The organism is Streptomyces sp. NPDC006743 (genome assembly GCF_040703815.1).
Taxonomy (GTDB): Bacteria; Actinomycetota; Actinomycetes; order Streptomycetales; family Streptomycetaceae; genus Streptomyces.
Map to the genome: position 1 here is coordinate 38,812 of NZ_JBEYJA010000041.1, position 12,703 is coordinate 51,514.

The 12,703-nt window shown below is 73.3% G+C and carries 14 protein-coding genes; 3 read left to right on the top strand and 11 right to left on the bottom strand.

The window, feature by feature from the left end:
• Nucleotides 1-339 carry a hypothetical protein gene (locus ABZ719_RS27515; protein WP_366727853.1) on the top strand — a complete coding sequence of 113 codons (339 nt, stop codon included), beginning with the start codon at nucleotides 1-3 and terminating at the stop codon, nucleotides 337-339.
• Nucleotides 340-409: 70 nt separating this feature from the next.
• On the opposite strand, the gene ABZ719_RS27520 is transcribed toward ABZ719_RS27515, so the two are convergent.
• Nucleotides 410-1,489: an alkene reductase gene (locus ABZ719_RS27520; protein WP_366727854.1), complete on the bottom strand. Its 1,080-nt coding sequence runs from the start codon at nucleotides 1,487-1,489 to the stop codon at nucleotides 410-412.
• 384 nt (nucleotides 1,490-1,873) lie between these two features.
• Here ABZ719_RS27520 and ABZ719_RS27525 point away from each other — a divergent pair, with 384 nt between their 5' ends.
• Both ABZ719_RS27525 and ABZ719_RS27530 read left to right on the top strand, forming a co-directional pair.
• A complete protein-coding gene (locus ABZ719_RS27525; protein ID WP_366727855.1) occupies nucleotides 1,874-3,319 on the top strand; it encodes an MFS transporter in 1,446 nt (481 codons plus the stop codon).
• A gap of 115 nt (nucleotides 3,320-3,434) precedes the next feature.
• Nucleotides 3,435-4,295: a helix-turn-helix transcriptional regulator gene (locus ABZ719_RS27530; protein ID WP_366727856.1), complete on the top strand. Its 861-nt coding sequence runs from the start codon at nucleotides 3,435-3,437 to the stop codon at nucleotides 4,293-4,295.
• Nucleotides 4,296-4,425: 130 nt separating this feature from the next.
• Here ABZ719_RS27530 and ABZ719_RS27535 read toward each other — a convergent pair whose 3' ends face one another.
• From ABZ719_RS27535 to ABZ719_RS27580, 10 genes are all read right to left on the bottom strand, one after another.
• Nucleotides 4,426-5,382 (bottom strand): 3-oxoacyl-[acyl-carrier-protein] synthase III C-terminal domain-containing protein, encoded by a 957-nt coding sequence (locus ABZ719_RS27535; RefSeq protein WP_366727857.1) that lies wholly within the window; start codon nucleotides 5,380-5,382, stop codon nucleotides 4,426-4,428.
• A gap of 24 nt (nucleotides 5,383-5,406) precedes the next feature.
• Nucleotides 5,407-6,387 carry an aldo/keto reductase gene (locus ABZ719_RS27540; protein WP_366727858.1) on the bottom strand — a complete coding sequence of 327 codons (981 nt, stop codon included), beginning with the start codon at nucleotides 6,385-6,387 and terminating at the stop codon, nucleotides 5,407-5,409.
• Nucleotides 6,388-6,421: 34 nt separating this feature from the next.
• A complete protein-coding gene (locus ABZ719_RS27545; protein WP_366727859.1) occupies nucleotides 6,422-6,976 on the bottom strand; it encodes a carboxymuconolactone decarboxylase family protein in 555 nt (184 codons plus the stop codon).
• Nucleotides 6,977-7,188: 212 nt separating this feature from the next.
• Entirely contained in the window at nucleotides 7,189-8,748 is a 1,560-nt protein-coding gene (locus ABZ719_RS27550) for an FAD-dependent monooxygenase (RefSeq protein ID WP_366727860.1), read from the bottom strand.
• 15 nt (nucleotides 8,749-8,763) lie between these two features.
• The gene (locus ABZ719_RS27555) at nucleotides 8,764-9,057 is read right to left on the bottom strand and encodes a putative quinol monooxygenase (protein WP_366727861.1); all 294 of its coding nucleotides are present in this window, start codon (nucleotides 9,055-9,057) and stop codon (nucleotides 8,764-8,766) included.
• Entirely contained in the window at nucleotides 9,054-9,746 is a 693-nt protein-coding gene (locus ABZ719_RS27560; RefSeq protein ID WP_366727862.1) for a histidine phosphatase family protein, read from the bottom strand. Before ABZ719_RS27560 ends, ABZ719_RS27555 begins: the two co-directional genes overlap by 4 nt.
• A gap of 4 nt (nucleotides 9,747-9,750) precedes the next feature.
• The gene (locus tag ABZ719_RS27565) at nucleotides 9,751-10,014 is read right to left on the bottom strand and encodes an acyl carrier protein (RefSeq protein WP_366727863.1); all 264 of its coding nucleotides are present in this window, start codon (nucleotides 10,012-10,014) and stop codon (nucleotides 9,751-9,753) included.
• Nucleotides 10,015-10,148: 134 nt separating this feature from the next.
• The gene (locus ABZ719_RS27570) at nucleotides 10,149-11,150 is read right to left on the bottom strand and encodes a beta-ketoacyl-ACP synthase III (RefSeq protein WP_366727864.1); all 1,002 of its coding nucleotides are present in this window, start codon (nucleotides 11,148-11,150) and stop codon (nucleotides 10,149-10,151) included.
• On the bottom strand, nucleotides 11,147-12,178 hold the full coding sequence (locus ABZ719_RS27575) for an AvrD family protein (RefSeq protein ID WP_366727865.1): 1,032 nt from the start codon (nucleotides 12,176-12,178) through the stop codon (nucleotides 11,147-11,149). Before ABZ719_RS27575 ends, ABZ719_RS27570 begins: the two co-directional genes overlap by 4 nt.
• Complete coding sequence (locus ABZ719_RS27580; protein ID WP_366727888.1) at nucleotides 12,175-12,657, bottom strand: hotdog fold thioesterase; 483 nt, start codon at nucleotides 12,655-12,657, stop codon at nucleotides 12,175-12,177. The genes ABZ719_RS27575 and ABZ719_RS27580 overlap by 4 nt, the downstream gene beginning before the upstream one ends.
• Between the last annotated feature and the right edge of the window lie 46 nt (nucleotides 12,658-12,703).

A 12,703-nucleotide genomic window follows, 5' to 3' on the forward strand; every position in this document is an offset into this window, starting at 1 on the left:
GTGAACCCCGGGGACGCCGTGAACCCCGGAGAGGCCGGGGAGGCCTGGGACGCCGTGAACCCCGGGGGACGCCTGGGGCGCCGGGGAATCGTCGCGTCGGCCGGACACGTCGTCGAGAAGCAGGCGTCCGGCGTCCAGTTCGGCGATGTGCGTCCTCGGGGGCTGCCGCACTTCGAGTTCGTGCACAAGGCGGTGGGGGGCGACCGGATCATCTGGTCCGTCGACCACCCTTACCTGGCGCCGGACGGCACGCGCGCCCGCATCGAGGAGCCGCCCGTCAGCCACGAGGACAGGGAGAGGACGACCCGCCTGAACGCCGAGAAGCTGTTCGGCCTCTGAGGTTCTCCGTGCGGATCAGGACGGAACGGGTGGCGCGGCGGGCACCCGGCGCGCCGCGCCACCGGCCCGCTCAGACCGCCTGGAGGAAGGGGTAGTCGGTGTAGCCCTCGGCGCCCGGGGAGTAGAACAGCTCCGGACGCGGTGCGTTCTCGGCGTGGCCGCCCCGCCAGCGCTCGACCAGGTCGGGGTTGGCGATGACCGCGCGGCCCACGGCCACCGCGTCGGCGTGCGCCGCCTCGATCAGCTCCGCGGCCTCCTCGCGCGTGGTGGGCGCGGAGAAGCCGCTGTTGGCGATCAGCTTGCCGCCGAAGCGGCGGCGCAGTTCCTGGACCAGGTCGCCTGCGGGCTCGCGGTGCAGGACGGAGAGGTAGGCCAGGCCCAGCGGACGCAGGCGGTCCATCAGGTGCCCGTAGGTGGCCAGTACGTCGTCCCGGTCGGTCTCGACGGCGTCCTGGATGTTGTGCTCCGGCGAGACGCGCAGCCCGACCCGGCCGGGACCGACGGCCCCGGCCACCGCCGTCACCACCTCGGCGACGAAGCGGGCCCGGTTCTGCGGTGAGCCGCCGTACTCGTCGGTGCGCCGGTTGGCGGCCGGGGAGAGGAACTCGTGCAGGAGGTAGCCGTTGGCGCCGTGGATCTCCACGCCGTCCAGGCCCGCCTCCAGGACCGCCCGGCGGGAGGCGGTGACGAAGTCGTCGAGGGCCGCCCGTGCCTCCTCGGCGGTCAGCGCGTGCGGCACCGGGTAGGGCTGCCTGCCCTTCTCCGTGTGCCCTTCGCCCTCGATGGCGACGGCGCTGGGGGCGACGACCCGGCGGCCGCCGTTGACGTCGGGGTGGGTGACCCGGCCGCCGTGCATGACCTGCATCACGATGCGGCCGCCGCGGGCGTGCACCGCCTCGGCCACCCGCCGCCAGCCGGCCACCTGCTCGTCGGTGACGATGCCGGGCTGGCCGACGAAGGCCTGCCCCTCGTGGCTGGGGTACGTGCCCTCGGTGATGATCAGGCCGAGGCTCGCCCGCTGCCGGTAGTGCTCCACCACCAGGTCTCCGGGGACGCCCAGGGCGCCGGACCGCATCCGGGTCAGCGGGGCCATGACGACCCGGTTGGCGAGTTCGAGGTCTCCCAGGGAGACGGGCGTGAAGATGTCCATGTGCGTGGGCAACGGAATGCGCGCGATCAGGATTTCCGGATCCGGCCGACTGCGACGGACATCACTTCCCGGTCATGTTCTTCCCTTGCCGTACGCTCCCGGTGGACGCCGTCGGGCCCGGTGCCGTGGCGCCTGCCGCCGGGCCCCGTGTTCGCCGGTCCACGGTGGCGACGGGGGCACCGGCCGCCGCCAGGACGGTCCTGACCCGGCCCGCCGTCCCCGGCGGACGGGCCGGTCGGCCCGTCGCCCCCCGCGGCCGGGCCGGTCGCGGCCGGGGGCAGGGCGTCCGGTCCCCGCGAGGGTGGCACTGGCAGTGACAGTCTCCGCAGGAGTGCCGTCGAGGGGGATCTGGCTGGTGCGGGCCGCGCGTCCGAGGCTTGAGGCATGACAACCGCTGAAACCTCGCCGACCGTCGCGCCGGAGCGCCCCGGCTCCGCGTCCGCCCGCATGACGGGCCGTCAAGTCGCCGCTCTGGTGGTGCTCCTGGCGTCGCAGTTCATGATGGCCGCCGACTTCTCCGTGCTGAACGTGGCACTGCCCGAGGTGGGCACGGCGCTCGGCTTCTCCACCGGCTCCCTGCAGTGGATCACCACGACCTTCGCCCTGTGCGCCGCGGGCTGCACCCTGGTCTTCGGCCGGGTGGGCGACTTCGTGGGACGCCGGCGCATCTTCACCGTCGGCATGCTCGTGCTGACCGTGTCCTCCCTGATCGGCGGCCTGGCCGACTCGCCCGCGATGCTGCTGGCCGCCCGTACCCTGCAGGGGCTGTCGACCGCCGCCGTCACGCCCGCCGCGCTCGCCCTGCTCACCACCGCCTTCACCGAGCCCGCCCTGCGCACGCGGGCGCTCGGCCTGAACAGCGTGATGATGAGTTCCGGCTTCAGCGTCGGCGCGATCCTCGGCGGTGTCCTCACGGACGTGTTCTCCTGGCGCTGGGCGTTCTTCATCAACATCCCCGTCGCCCTCGCCGCGATCCTCGTCGTGCCCCTCGTCGTCGACGAGAGCCGCGCCGAGCAGCGCAGCCGGATCGACCTGCCCGGCGCCGTACTGATCACCCTCGGCCTGTTCGCCGGGATCTACGGTGTCACCCGCGTCGGTGAGAACGGGCTCGACGCGGCGGCCGGTGCCGCCCTGATCGCCGCCGCCGTCCTGCTGGGCGCCTTCTGGGCCGTCGAGAGCCGCACGGCCGACGCGCTGGTCCCGGTGCGGGTCCTGAAGCGGCCCGACATCGCCTTCGGCAACCTGGCGGCCCTGTTCATCTTCGGCGGCGAGACCGCGTTGATCTTCTTCACGGGTCTGTACGTGCAGAACGTGCTGGGCCTGTCGTCCCTGGTGGCCGGTCTGGTCCTGCTCGGCATCGGGGTGGGCCAGATCATCGCGGGCACGGTCGGCCCGCGTCTTCTCCAGCGGGTCCCGCCGCGCACGATGCTCGGCGTGTCCCTGGCCCTCCAGGGCGCGTTCATGCTGCCGGCGCTGTGGGCGAGCGCGGACTCGCGCTGGCTGATCCCGCTGATCGCCACCCAGTTCGTCAACGCCTTCTTCTCCATGACGGCGGCCCTGTCCTTCATGGTCATCGCCACCTCCTCCGTCGACACCGACATGCAGGGCATGGCGACCGGTATGGCCACCCAGTCCCAGCAGGTCGGCATCGCCATCGGCATCCCGCTCATCAGCGCGGTGTTCGCGGCCACCATCGGCCAGGGCACGGTGACCGCCGCCGAGCAGCTGTCCGGCATCCACGTGGCCGTCGGCGTCGACGCGGCGTGCCAGATCGCCGTCGGCCTGCTGCTGTGGGCGGTGCTGCGGCGCAAGGCGGCCGCGCGCGGCTGACGCACCGTCCGCAGGGCGCCACGGCGGATCGTGGCGCCCTGCGGACCGCTCCGGCGGGACCCGGTCCCGGCCGGACGCCGTTGCGTTCACCGCGTGGGACTTCATAATCGGAAGGGTGGAAGACATCGTGAACACGGACCTCGGCAGCTACCTGCGGCAGATGCGCGAGCGCGTCCGGCCCGAGCAGCGGGGGCTGCGCAGCGGCGGCGCCCGGCGCGTCCCGGGTCTGCGGCGTGAGGAAGTGGCGGCGCTCGCCGGTGTCAGCCAGACCTACTACACCCGGCTAGAACAGTCGCAGACCGCGCACGCCTCCCCGCAGGTCCTGCTGTCCATCGCCCGCGCGCTGGACCTGGGCCCGGACGAGCGGGACTACCTGCTCAAGATCGGTACGCCGGTGCAGGACCCGCAGGCGCCGGCGCCCTGCGGCGACCAGGTCAGCCCGTCCACGCGGATGCTGGTGGAGTCGCTCGGCACCGTGGCGGCGGCGGTGCTGAACTACCGCTGCGACATCCTCACCTGGAACCCGCTGTTCCACAAACTGTTCGCGCCGCACCTCGGCTTCGACGCGCCCGACCGTCCGGGGCAGCGCCCCAACATCATCAAGATGAACTTCCTCGACGAGGACGTCCGCGCGCTGTACACGGACTGGGCCACGGAGTCCGAGTCGAACGTGACGTATCTGCGCTACATCTCCGGAAACCACCGGCACGACCCGCAGCTCGCCGAGCTGATCGGCGAACTGACGATACAGAGCGAGGAGTTCGCCGCGCTGTGGTGCCGTCAGCGGGTGGCCAACTGCATCGAGGGCACGAAGCTCTTCGACCATCCGGTGGTGGGCGAGCTGGAGTTGATGTACCAGTCCGCCGATCTCCAGGACGGCAACATCCTGAAGTTCTACCACGCGGAACCCGACTCCCCGCACGAGGCGGCCCTGCGGCTGCTCACCGTGGACCTGGACCGGGTGCACCACCGCTGAGCCGCGGGCGGGCCTGCGGGCGCCGGGCGGACCGACGCCGGCCGGCACGGGTGCGCCGGCGGATGTGGGAGGGGGCGGGGCCCCGGCCGTGGAAGGCCGGGGCCCCGCCCCCTCGCGTGCCACGGGCCGGCTACGTCCGCCGCAGGGCCGTCACGCCCCAGGTGAAGCCCGAGCCCGCCGTCGCCACGATCACCAGGTCTCCCGGTCCGATCCGGCCGTCCCGTTCCAGCTCCTCCAGGGCGGCCAGCGGGTCCGCGCCGCCGAGGTGGCCGTCGAGGCCGTACTGGAACACGCTCCGCGAGGCGTCCACACCGAGTGCGGCCAGGTAGTCGCGGTGGGTCTCCTGGTTGCCGTGGGTGACCAGGAAGTACGCCACGTCGGCGACCTGGCGCCCGATGTCCTTCAGGACCCGGTGCGTCAGGGTGGTGAAGTTGTCGAGGAACGCCTCGCCGAGCCCGTCGAGCTTGTCGCCCCGCTCGACCTTGACCTCGCCGTCCTTGAGCTGCCCGTAGTACGCGTCCACCCAGCGCGGGTCGGTGTGGTGGGCGGCGCCGAGCACGTCGTACGCGCTCTGCGCGGGGTCGGCGGTCAGCAGGACGGCGGCGGCCCCGTCGGCGAAGTTGAACAGCTCCACGTAGCCGGTGCCGTACTCGACCAGCTCACTGAGCCGGTCCGCGACGACGACCAGGGCGTACTGGTGGGTGCCCGCCCGCACCTGGTCGTCGGCGAGTTTGACGGCCACCATGCCCGCGTTGCAGAAGTTGGAGACCTCGTAGCAGTGCGCGTCGGTGATCCCCAGCTCCTGCGCGATCTTCGCCGCGGGCGACCAGAAGGGGGTGCCCCACTCGCTGGAGCCCGCGTACAGGACCAGGCCGATCTCCTCGGGCCGCACCGGATTGCGCTCCAGGAGCCTGGCCGCGGCCGCACGGCCCAGGCCCCAGGAGGTCTCGCCCTCGGCCAGCACCGAGAACTTCCCCGACGGCAGGACCCGTTCCAGTTTCCCGGGGTCCACCCCGGAGGCCCGGGCGACCTCGTCGACGCTTCGTTTCCCACCGGGCATGGCCAGCGCGTAGTCGGCTATTCCCACGGTCTTCTCCCACCTGCGGTTCGGTCAGACGTATTCGACGACGGCGTGCGGCACATAGGGCGCCTCCAGCCGCTGCGTCTCGGTGCCGTCGAGCACCAGGTCGAGTGCCGCGACCGCGTCCCGCAGGTGATGCGGGGCGGTCGCGCCGACGACGGGGGCGGTGACCGCCGGCCGGCTCAGCAGCCAGGCCAGGGCCACCTGCGCCATGGGCACGCCCCGTTCGGCGGCGATGTCCGCGACCACGCGCGCGACCGCGCGGTCCGCCTGCTCCGTGGGCCCGTAGAACCGCTCCTGGACCGGGTCGCCGGCGGTACGGGCCGATACGGTGTCCCAGTCCCGGGCGAGCCGTCCGCGGGCCAGCGGACTCCACGGGGTGACGCCGACGCCCTCGGCCAGGCAGTACGGCAGCATCTCCCGTTCTTCCTCGCGGTTGATCAGGTTGTAGTGGTTCTGCATGCTCACGAACCGCGTCCAGCCGTGCAGTTCGGCCACGTACTGCGCCCTGACGAACTGCCAGGTGTGCATCGAGGAGGCGCCGAGGTAGCGGACCTTGCCCGCGCGCACCACGTCGTGCAGGGCCTCCATCGTCTCCTCGACGGGTGTCTCGGGGTCCCAGCGGTGCACGATGTACAGGTCGATGTAGTCGGTGCCCAGCCGGCGCAGGCTCGCGTCCACCTCGCGCATGATCGCCGAGCGGGACAGGCCGCCGGACAGCGGGCTGTCGGTGAGCTTCTCGTACACCTTGGTGGCGATGACGACGTCCTCGCGCCGGGTCAGTCTGCGCACCGCCCGGCCCAGGAACTCCTCGCTGGTGCCCAGGGAGTAGATGTTGGCGGTGTCGAAGAAGTTGATGCCGAGGTCGAGGGCCTGGGCGACGAAGGGCAGGCTCTCGGTCTCGGGCAGCGACCACGGGTGGGTGCCGAGCCCGGGTTCGCCGTAGCTCATGCAGCCCAGCGCCAGCCGGGACACCTTCAGGCCGGACGAGCCCAGCCGCACGTACTGCAACGTCGTTCCTCTCGGGTCGTTCCGTGCCGGGCGGTCAGTTCGTGACCTGCTCGCGCACCTCGGTCAGGCGTCCCCAGGAGGCGATGCCCTCGTCCAGCGGGATGTCCAGGCTGGCCAGGTACATGGCGGTCATGGCGCTGTGGCCGGCCAGGTGGGTGACCTCGGCGATCTCGTTCTGCGAGTAGTGCTCCCGCAGGGCGCGGAACGCCTCCTCGCTCGCCCTGTGGTCGACCATGCAGTCGGTGACGTAGCGGACGAGCGCCGCGCGGGAGGCCGGCATCTCGTCGTAGCGGCCCTCCTCGATCGCCCGGATCTCGTCGTCGTCCAGGCCGGCCTTCTTCGCGAGCGGGTAGTGCAGCAGCCGTTCGAACTCGCTGTCGCGCAGCTTCGCCACGCGCAGCACGATCACCTCGCGGTCCAGCAGGCCGAGCAGGCCGACGGTGAAGGTGGCGCCGAGCGCGAGGTGCGCGGCGGCCGAGTCCTTGGTCAGCAGCAGCGCCCGGGTCAGGTTGGACTGGAACTTCTCGTACACCGCGCGCTGTTCGGGGGTCATGTCGGCGACTTCGGTGAGGGTGACGCGGGGGGCCATGGTGATCTCCTCGGAAGATGGTGCGGATGGTGCGGATGCTCGGGGATGGGACTCAGGTGGTCGCGGCGGCACCGGTTGGGGACTGCCGGACTCAGGTGTCGTGGCGGCGGTCCGTCGGGGACTGCCGGTCTCAAGTGGTCGCGGCGGGCGGCCCGCTGAGGGTTGCCGGACTCAGGTGGTCGTGGCAGGCGACCCGCTGAGGGCCGCCGGGTTCATGCCGGTACGGCGGTCAGGGGTGCGGTGGCGGTGGTGCGCGTGTGGCGGGCCAGTGCCCGGGTCAGCGCGTGCGCGTCGGAGACGGGGTCCTCGCCCAGGGCCACGACGGTGTCGAGGTGGCCGTCGGGGCGTACCACCAGGGCCTGGGCGGCGCGACCGAGCTTGCCCAGGAGCAGGCCGGGCGGGCGGCCGCCCAGGTCGGTGAGGAGGACGCCGTCCACCTCGGCGCGCAGGGCGTCCACGGTCCGCGTCCACTGCTCGTGGCGGTACTGGAGTCCGGGCCACAGCAGGACCGTGAAGCGGTCCACGGCGAGGACGGGTTCGGTGCTGGTGGCCCGCCAGCCCAGCGGCAGCCGCTCCCCCGGCACCAGGGTGCCGCGCCGGGGCCGGGGACCGTAGTGGGTGTCGAGCTGGGCCAGCCGGGGCGCCAGGACCCTCTCCAGGGCGCCGGTCGCGGTGCCGAGGCGGTACAGGGCGTCGCGGGCCAGGATGCGGCGCCGGGTCGAGTACAGGCCGATGCGGGCGAGCCGGGTGGACAGGCCGGCCACCTCCTCGACCGCGGGGCGGCGCTCGGTGTCGTAGCTGTCCAGCAGCTCGGGACGGTAGTCGCCGCGCACCACGCCGGCCAGCTTCCAGCCCAGGTTGACGGCGTCCTGGATGCCGGTGTTCAGGCCCTGCGCCCCGGACGGGCTCATGGCGTGCGCGGAGTCCCCGGCGAGGAAGACCCGGCCGCGCCGGTAGCTGCTCGCGGAGCGGACGTGTGCGGTGAACACGCCGCTGAACCGCATGTCGCCGAGCCGGCGCGCGCCGGGCACCCGCTCGGCCAGCAGCCGTTCGAAGAAGGCGCGGTCGGGGGTGTCGCCCGTGTAGTCGTCGGGGACGCTGGCGCCGACCCGGAACACCCCGTCGCCCAGCGGCGCCAGCACCATGTTGCCGGACCGGGTCAGGTAGTACGCGGCCTCGCTGCTGGTGGTCTCGCCCAGGATCTCCGCGTCGGTGATGGCCAGCCGGGTGCGCAGGGTGCGGCCCGCGAACCGGAAGCCGAAGGCGTCGCGGACGGTGCTGCCGTAGCCGTCGACGCCGACGACCCAGTCGTAGCCGCGGGTCTCGGTGCGGCCGTCGGGCAGGCGCAGCCGGCAGGTGACGCCGTGCGCGTCCTGGGTGCCGTCGAGGAAGGTGGTGTCGTAGGCGATGGTTCCGCCCAGTGCGGTCAGGTGCTCTTCGAGGATCGCCTCGGTGCGCCACTGCGGGATGGTGATGGCGAACGGATAGCCGACGCCCCGCAGCCGGTCGAACCGGACCAGGCCGATCATCTTCTTCTCGGAGTAGTAGTTCATCTGGTCGAAGTAGTGACCGTTGTCGACCAGTTTCCGGCCCACTCCGACGCGGTCCAGGAGTTCCAGGACCCGGGGCCACAGGATGGTGGCGCGGGAGTGCGGGCTCTGCCTGCGGAGCTTGGAGACGACGTCGGCGCCGATCCCGTGCGCCAGCAGCTCACTGGCGAGCACCATCCCGACCGGGCCCGCCCCCACGACGAGGACGCGCGGCCGCTGCATGTCAGCCACCCCCGCTCAGGCGCCGAGCGGGCGGAGCCGGTGCACGGACGGCGGACGGACGAAGGCGCCGTCGGTGGCCGCGAGGAAGGCGGCGACGTACTCCTGCTTCATGTGCAGGTCGATGGCGTCCTGGTCGGCCCACTCCTCGACCAGCACGATCACATGGTCGTGCTCGGCGGAACGGAAGGCGTCGAACCGCAGCGCGCCCTCCTCCTCGCGGGTCTCGGCGCACAGCCGCGCGAAGGCGTCCGCGGTCTGCTCCGTCCGGTCCGGTACGACGTCGAAGAGGACGGTGATCTCGATGCTCATGCGGGGGTCACTTCCTGTGCGGTGAGGTCGTCGAGGGCGACGGGGGTCAGGGGTTCGCGGGAGCGGCCGGGACCGGCGCACTCCTCGGGGGCGGCGTTCCAGTGGCGCAGGACGAGGCCGGGGCGGCCGGACGGGGTCCACCCGGCGTCCAGGCAGAGCGCGTGGCAGGTGCCGACCAGGGCGCGGGGGGCTTCGGCCCGGTCCGCCAGCAGGGCCCGGGTCAGCAGGTTCAGGACGCCGCCGTGGGCCACCACCAGCAGCCGTCCGGCTCCGCGGTGCGCGGTGAGGATGCCGGCCAGCGCGCCGCCGAAGCGGGCCAGGGCGGCGTGTCCGCTCTCGCCGCCCGGCGGCGCGTACCCCGGGTCGGTCAGCAGCCGCCGCATCGTGGCCGGGCGGCGCCGGGCGAACTCGGCGCGGTCCAGGCCGTCGAGTGCGCCGAGGTGGCGTTCGCGCAGGCCGTCGACGCGGTGGTGGGGTACGTCGAGCCGGCCGGCGGCGTACGCGGCGGTCTGCGCCGCCCGGGACAGCGGCGAGGAGTACACCGCCGCCCAGCCGTCCGGCGGCAGCGACCGCGCGGCCCGCTGCGCCTGCCGCACCCCCTCGTCGCTGAGCGGGGCGTCGGTCTGCGCCTGGAACCGGCCGGCCGCGTTGAGGCCGGTCTCCGCGTGCCGGAGCAGGACCACGCGCACGGGCTCAGGCGGCGGTCGGGCCGACGGCGGCGGGAGCGCCGAGGGCCTCGACCACGCGGGCGGCCTCGTCGACGCTCTGCCCGGAGGTGAGCACGCCCTCCGATATGGAGACGCCGAGCCGCTTCTCCAGGATCAGGGACATCTCCAGCAGGGCCAGCGAGTCCACGGCCAGGTCGTCGAAGACCGTGTCCGGGGAGACCTCTTCGGCCGGGATGTCGAACTTGCCGGTGAGGATGTCGATGATCATCGTGGTCACGGAGCCGGTCATGGTTCACCTTTCGCGGTGTGTGGGCGAAGTGCCGGTGTGCAGGAGGGTGTGCGGGGGGCTGCCGGAGAGGGGAAGGTGGGTTCGCCGGCAGGTGGGCCGTCAGGTGTGCCGGTGGGCGGTGGGCCGCGCCGGGTTCAGCCGGCCGGCAGGTCCGGCCAGGTCAGCGTGGCCGAGCCCCAGGTGGCGCCGCCGCCGAAGGCGGTCAGCAGGACCCGGTGTCCGGCGCGCAGGGTGCCGTCGGCCAGGCCGTCGGCGAGGGCGAGCGGGACGGAGGCGGCCGACGTGTTGCCGACGTGCTCGATGTTGGTCACCGCGCGGTCCGGCGGCAGCCCGAGCTGCTCGGCCACGGCGTGGATGATGCGCGTGTTGGCCTGGTGGGCCACGAGCCGGTCCACCTGCGCGACCTGCCAGCCCGTGCGCTCCAGCACGGTGCGCGAGGACTGGGCCATGCGGCGCACCGCGGCGAAGAAGACGGACTTTCCGTCCATGCGGAAGTACCGGTCCTCGGGCCGGGGCGTGCCGCCGCGGGAGCGCTCCTCGGCGCCCCCGCCCCTGACGGTGATCAGGTCGGCCAGTGAGCCGTCGCTGCCCAGGTCCACGTCGAGCACGGCGCCGGGCTCGTCGCGGGTCCCGGCCCGCAGCAGTACCGCGCCGGCCCCGTCCCCGAAGATGACGGAGGTGGTGCGGTCCCCGGGGTCCAGGATGGTGCTGAAGGACTCCGCGCCGATCACCAGGACCCGTCCGGCGAAACCGGCGGTCACGGCGGCGGCACCGGCCTGGAGCGCGTAGAGGAACCCGGAGCACACGGCGGCCACGTCGAAGGCCGGCACCCCGGTCAGGCCCAGGCGGTCGGCGACGGCCGGCGCGGTGGCCGGGCAGGGGCGGTCGGGCGTGGTGGTGGCGACGATCACCAGGTCGGCGCCGTCCGCACCGGCGTTCTTCAGGGCGCGCCGGCCGGCTTCGACGGCCAGGTCGCCGGTACTGGTGCCCGGGTCGACGACATGGCGCGTGGCGATGCCGGTGCGGGTCCGGATCCAGTGGTCGGAGGTGTCCAGGTGCCGGGCGAGGTCGTCGTTGGTCACGACCCTGGGCGGTACGTGTCCGCCGACCCCGGCGATCACCGCTGCTCGGGTCATGCCGCCGCACGCCCCTCGGGGAGCCGGTGGGCGACCGCCGACCGCACCTGGAGTCCGGCGAGTTCACCCGCCACGGTCAGGGTGCGCCAGGTGCCGTCCGCCTTCTCCAGCAGGCCGGCGTCGTCCAGGCGGGTGGTCACCGGGACCCGGTGGCCGGGGCGGTCCGGGCGGGAGGCGGTGAGCACGGTCTGCCGCATCCAGAGGGTGTCGCTGTCCTGCCGGCGCATGCCGTCCAGGTCGTACAGCATGATCTGGGCGAGCTGGAGGGCGGTGACGAAGGCGTCGATCATCGACACCGACGGCTGGTACGCGCCTTCGAGTCCGGCGGCCGGCACCGGTGCGCCGTCCTCGTGGACGACGGTCAGCGCGGCCTCGGCCCGCAGCGCGCGGTGGTCCACCCGCACGTCGTGGATCAGCTGGCGCCGCGTGGTGAACCCGGTGCCGAAGTAGCGGTCCGCGGCCGGTCCGAGCAGCTCGTCCAGGCCCGCGCGGGTGCCCGGGCGGGGCGCGGCCGCGACCGGCGCGTGCTCGATCTCGCAGCGCACCCGCATGGTGCCGATCGCGCAGTCCACCACCGACACCACGCGCGCGGGATCATCCGCGGCCGGTTCGGTGCCGCGCAGCGTCGCCCGGGCCGGCAGCCCGGCCAGGTCCTCCTGCGGGCTGCCGCCGGCCGCCATCCGCACCCTGCGCAGCCAGGCGCCGCGCAGGTCGGTGCCGGGGCCGCGCAGGCAGGCCTCGGCCAGCTGGGCGGCGACGACGAGGCCGTCGACGGTGCTGAAGTGGGGGCGCAGGTCGGTGCCGGCCGCCTTCTTCGACCAGTCGGACGGGTAGCGCACGCCCACCAAGGTGCGCGCCTGGAGCGTGCCGTCGGCGACGTCGAGGGCGACCTCGCCGATGTCGTAGCCGACCCGGCGGAAGCCGCGGCCGAAGAAGCGCCGCTCGGCGGGGCCGAGGTGGTCGTCGACGGACATCGGCACGGCCGGTGCCGAGGCCGCCGGCGCGAGGGGGGTCGGAGTCGGGGTCATCGGTGCTCCGTTCGTCGGGAGGGGGCGAGCCGGGGCGGCGGGGCGGTCGCCGGGCGGAACCCCGGCCGGCGGGCGCCGCCGCGCCGGACCGCACAGGTCAGACGTGCCGTGCAGGTGCGGTGGCCGAGGTCGTCGGTGAGGACGATCTCGTACGAGGCCGTGGTCTGCCGCTCGTCGAGGGGCCGGCACACCCCGGTGACGGTCCCCGAGGAGACCCACCGGTGGTGCGTGCAGGAGAGGTCGACGCCGACCGCGTTCCCGCCGGGGCCCGCGTGCAGGAACGCGGCGACGGAACCCAATGTCTCCGCGAACACCGCGTTCGCGCCGCCGTGCAGAATTCCCAGCGGTTGGCGATTTCCGGAAACCGGCATGGTGCCCACGACGAGTCCCGGTTCACATCGGATTATCTCTATGCCCATCTGCCGGGTGAGTTGTTCTCCCGCGTATGAGCCGTCGACCCTTATGGGCCCGAGCATCATGTTCGGCATTGGTCTCCGTCTTTTTCCGCGGCCCGCACCGGCGGAC

Coding starts and splice junctions, on each gene's coding strand:
- ABZ719_RS27570 (WP_366727864.1), bottom strand. CDS start 11,150: ATGACCCGAGCAGCGGTGATCGCCGGGGTCGGCGGACACGTACCGCCC.
- ABZ719_RS27525 (WP_366727855.1), top strand. CDS start 1,874: ATGACAACCGCTGAAACCTCGCCGACCGTCGCGCCGGAGCGCCCCGGC.
- ABZ719_RS27520 (WP_366727854.1), bottom strand. CDS start 1,489: ATGGACATCTTCACGCCCGTCTCCCTGGGAGACCTCGAACTCGCCAAC.
- ABZ719_RS27580 (WP_366727888.1), bottom strand. CDS start 12,657: ATGATGCTCGGGCCCATAAGGGTCGACGGCTCATACGCGGGAGAACAA.
- ABZ719_RS27565 (WP_366727863.1), bottom strand. CDS start 10,014: ATGACCGGCTCCGTGACCACGATGATCATCGACATCCTCACCGGCAAG.
- ABZ719_RS27555 (WP_366727861.1), bottom strand. CDS start 9,057: ATGAGCATCGAGATCACCGTCCTCTTCGACGTCGTACCGGACCGGACG.
- ABZ719_RS27575 (WP_366727865.1), bottom strand. CDS start 12,178: ATGACCCCGACTCCGACCCCCCTCGCGCCGGCGGCCTCGGCACCGGCC.
- ABZ719_RS27545 (WP_366727859.1), bottom strand. CDS start 6,976: ATGGCCCCCCGCGTCACCCTCACCGAAGTCGCCGACATGACCCCCGAA.
- ABZ719_RS27550 (WP_366727860.1), bottom strand. CDS start 8,748: ATGCAGCGGCCGCGCGTCCTCGTCGTGGGGGCGGGCCCGGTCGGGATG.